4 protein-coding genes and 1 pseudogene are annotated in these 3,807 nt (G+C 68.6%); 2 read left to right on the top strand and 3 right to left on the bottom strand.

The genetic code is table 11. The annotated features are described in order from the left end of the window. From VFM98_RS15095 to purN, 3 genes are all read right to left on the bottom strand, one after another. On the bottom strand, positions 1 to 915 hold a 915-nt coding region (locus VFM98_RS15095), incomplete at its 3' end, for a DesA family fatty acid desaturase (protein WP_325110732.1). Between the two features lie 114 nt (positions 916 to 1,029). Beyond that, complete coding sequence (locus VFM98_RS15090; RefSeq protein ID WP_325110731.1) at positions 1,030 to 2,298, bottom strand: RsmB/NOP family class I SAM-dependent RNA methyltransferase; 1,269 nt, start codon at positions 2,296 to 2,298, stop codon at positions 1,030 to 1,032. A 27-nt stretch (positions 2,299 to 2,325) separates the two neighbouring features. Beyond that, entirely contained in the window at positions 2,326 to 2,910 is a 585-nt protein-coding gene (gene purN, locus VFM98_RS15085; RefSeq protein ID WP_325110730.1) for a phosphoribosylglycinamide formyltransferase, read from the bottom strand. Positions 2,911 to 2,931: 21 nt separating this feature from the next. Between purN and VFM98_RS15080 the strand changes: the two genes are divergently transcribed. Beyond that, complete coding sequence (locus tag VFM98_RS15080) at positions 2,932 to 3,606, top strand: YceH family protein (RefSeq protein ID WP_325110729.1); 675 nt, start codon at positions 2,932 to 2,934, stop codon at positions 3,604 to 3,606. Positions 3,607 to 3,682: 76 nt separating this feature from the next. Beyond that, positions 3,683 to 3,807, top strand: a pseudogene (locus tag VFM98_RS15075) (pimeloyl-CoA dehydrogenase large subunit); the annotation flags it as partial.

Raw genomic sequence — 3,807 nt, 5'->3', positions numbered from 1 at the left:
GGCGATCTCCGCCTTGCAGGCGCGGCGCATCTCGCGCGCATAGCCGGCCATCACCTCGTAGCGGTTGGCGATCACCGCCTCCAGCGTCTTCTCGTCGGCCACCGGCTTGATGGTGCCCAGGCGCAGCTTCGGCGGCACCTTCTTCACCGTGGCCCAGCCGATGCGGCGCATCAGGCTGATGTAGACCCAGCCGATGTCGAATTCGTACGGCTTGACGGAGAACTTGGCCGAGGTCGGATAGGTGTGGTGGTTGTTGTGCAACTCCTCGCCGCCGATGATGATGCCCCAGGGCGAGATGTTGGTGCTGGCGTCCGGCGCCTCGAAGTTGCGGTAGCCCCAGTAGTGGCCGATGCCGTTGATGATGCCGGCGGCGGAGACGGGGATCCACAGCATCTGCACGGCCCAGACGGCCAGGCCGATGGCGCCGAACAGCGCCACGTTGATGATCAGCATCAGCGCCACGCCCTGCCAGCTGAAGCGGGTGTAGAGGTTGCGCTCGATCCAGTCATCGGGCGTGCCGTGGCCGTACTTGGCCAGCGTTTCCTTGTTCTTCGCCTCGGCGCGGTAGAGCTCGGCGCCCTGCCAGAACACGGTGTCGATGCCGCGCGTCTGCGGGCTGTGCGGATCCTCGGGCGTCTCGCACTTGGCGTGGTGCTTGCGGTGGATGGCGACCCATTCCTTGGTCACCATGCCGGTGCCCAGCCAGAGCCAGAAGCGGAAGAAGTGCGAGGGGATCGCGTGCAGGTCCATCGCCCGATGGGCCTGGGCACGGTGCAGGAAGATGGTCACGCTGGCGATCGTGATGTGCGTGGTCACCAGGGTGTAGATCACGACCTGCCACCAGGACAGATTCCACAGACCGTTGGCGAGCCAGTCGATCGCCGCGTTCAGGACGGCCCAATCGGGAAGCAACATGGATGCGTTTTCTCTTTCTCGGGGAAAAGCCCGCATCGAGAGATCCCGCGGGCAAAGGAACGTATAGGACGGATTCTAGGCCGGGGGGTTCCCCGGCGCGACGGACTTTTGACTTCAGGACTGGACTTTTTCCCAAACCGCTGCGTAGAAGCCGTCGGTCTGGTGCCGGTGCGGCCAGAGCCGCAGGTCCTGCCCCGAAGCATCGCAGAGCTTGCCGGCATCGCCCACCTTGGCGGAATCCAGCAATTCCCGTACCGAAAGTCGCCGGAACGCGGGGTGCGCGTCGGTGAACGCCTTGGCGATCGCCTCGTTTTCGTCCGTCAAAAGACTGCAGGTGGCGTAGACGATGCGGCCGCCCGGCTTGAGCAGGCGCGCGGCGCTTTCCAGGATGGCGGCCTGCTTGGCCGTCAACTCCGCCACGCCGGCCGGCGACTGGCGCCACTTCAGGTCCGGATTGCGCCGCAGCGTGCCCAGGCCGGAACACGGCGCGTCCACGATCACGCGGTCGATCTTGCCGGCCAGGCGCTTGATGCGCTCGTCGCGCTCGTGGGCGATGGCGGCCGGATGCACGTTGGAAAGCTTGCTGCGTGCCAGCCGCGGCTTGAGGTTCTCCAGCCGGTGGGCGGAGATGTCGAAGGCGTAGAGCCGCCCCGTGTTGCGCATCATCGCGCCCAGCGCCAGCGTCTTGCCGCCGGCGCCGGCGCAGAAGTCCACCACCATCTGGCCGCGCCGCGCATCGGTGAGCAATGCCAGCAACTGCGAGCCCTCGTCCTGCACCTCGATGGCGCCGCGCGCGAAGGCGTCCAGCCGGGGCAGCGCCGGCTTGCCCTCCAGCCGCAGGCCCCAGGGGGAATACGGCGTGGGGGTGGCGCGAATGTCCGCCAGGGCCAGCTCCGAGCGCACGTCCTCGCGCTTGTCGGTGAGGGTGTTGACGCGCAGGTCCAGCGGCGCCGTCTGGTCCAGGCTTGCCACCAGGGGCCAGAACTCCTCGCCGAGCTGCGCCTTCAGCGGGGCGACCAGCCACTCCGGCAGGTTGTGGCGGTGCCGCTCGGAGAGGGTGGCGGGGTCCACCGCGTCGCACTGGTCCAGCCAGGCCTTCTCCTGCTCGTTGAGCGCGCTCTTGAGGAAATCGCGATCGCCGTAGAAACCGAGGATGGCCAGCCGGCGCTCGCGCGGGCCGCTGCCGGAGCCGGCAAAGTGCTCGAACAGCAGCTTGCGCCGGATCACCGCATAGGCGGTCTCGGCCAGCGTGGCGCGCTCGCGCGGGCCGAGCGAGCGGTGCTCGCGGAAGTAGCGCGACACCACGGCGTCGGCGGGATGGTCGAAGCGGAGGACTTCTCGGACCAGCTCGGCGCAGGCATCGAGCAAGGCTTTGGGGTGCATCCCCCGATTGTCGCCGGGCGCGTGCGACTACGCTGCCTGCCGCAGGAACTGCGCGATCGCCTTCGGGTAGATCAGGTGTTCCTGCGTCAGCACGCGCGCGGCCAGCGTGGCGGCCGTGTCGCCCGGCACGATGGGCACCACGGCCTGTTCCAGGATCGGGCCGAAATCCAGTTCCGTGGTGACCTGGTGCACGGTGGCGCCCGCGAAGCGGCAGCCCGCATCGAGCGCGCGCTGGTGCGTGTGCAGGCCCGGGAAGGCGGGCAGCAGCGAGGGATGGATGTTCAGCAGCCGCCCCTGGTAACGCTGCACGAAGCCGGGCGTGAGGATGCGCATGAAGCCCGCCAGCACCACCAGCGCCGGCACGTGGCGGTCGATCGCCGCGGCCAGCGCTTCGTCGAAGGCCTCGCGCGAAGGGAAAGGTTTGTGGTCCACCACTTCGGTGGCAAGCCCCTGCTCGCGTGCGAAGGCGAGGCCGCCCGCGTCGGGCCGGTTGCTGATCACGGCCGTCACTTCCGCGCCGAAGGCCTTGCGCCAGTTGTCGCGCTGCGCCGCGCGCACAATGGCGGCCATGTTCGAGCCCCCGCCGGAAATGAGGATCACGATGTTCTTCATGCTGGCGCCGATTATCCCCACATGGAACCTTTGACCCTGGAAGAGGCCCGCGTCCTCGGAACGCTGATGGAGAAGGCCCGCACGGTGCCGGACAGCTACCCCATGACGCTCAACGCGCTGGTGGCCGGCTGCAACCAGAAGAGCGCGCGCGATCCCGTCACCAACCTCAGCGAAGCGGAGGTGCAGGAAGCACTCGATGGCCTCAAGCGCCGCTCGCTCGCCTTTGCCACCAGCGGCGGCCGGGTGACGCGCTGGGAGCACAACTTCCAGCGCGCCATGGTGGTGCCGGAGCAGTCGGCGGTGCTGCTGGGCCTGCTGATGCTGCGCGGCCCGCAGACGGCGGGCGAACTGCGCATCCACAGCGAACGCTGGTACCGCTTCGCCGACATCTCCTCGGTGGAGGCCTTCCTCGACGAGCTGCGCAGCCGCACCGAGGCCACGGGCGGCCCGCTGGTGGTGCAGTGGCCGCGCGCGGCCGGCGCGCGCGAGGCCCGCTGGGCCCACCTGCTGTGCGGGCCGGTGGACGTGGCCGCAGCCGAGGCGTGCGCCGAAGCGAAAGCCGGCAACGGCGCCCTGGCCGCCCGCGTGAGCGCGCTGGAGGAGGAGGTGGCGGAGCTGCGCGACCTGGTCACCGACCTCGCCACCCAGCTCGGTTTGTCACCGCCTGGACACCAGAAAACAGACGACCCTACGTAAACTCCGTCATCCCCGCGCAGGCGAGGGGGCCACTGGATTCCCGCCTGCGCGGGAATGACGAATTCCGGAGACACAGATGGATCTAGCCTTCACCCCCGAAGAACAGAAGTTCCGCGAAGAGGTGCGCGCCTGGGTGCGCGAGAACCTGCCGCAGGAGATCGCGCACAAGGTGCACAACGCCCTGCATCTCACCCGGGATGA

Source organism: Ramlibacter sp. (genome assembly GCF_035706265.1).
GTDB lineage: Bacteria > Pseudomonadota > Gammaproteobacteria > Burkholderiales > Burkholderiaceae_C > Ramlibacter.
The sequence above is the reverse complement of the archived record's forward strand: the minus strand, read 5'-3'. Positions and strand labels throughout refer to the sequence as shown.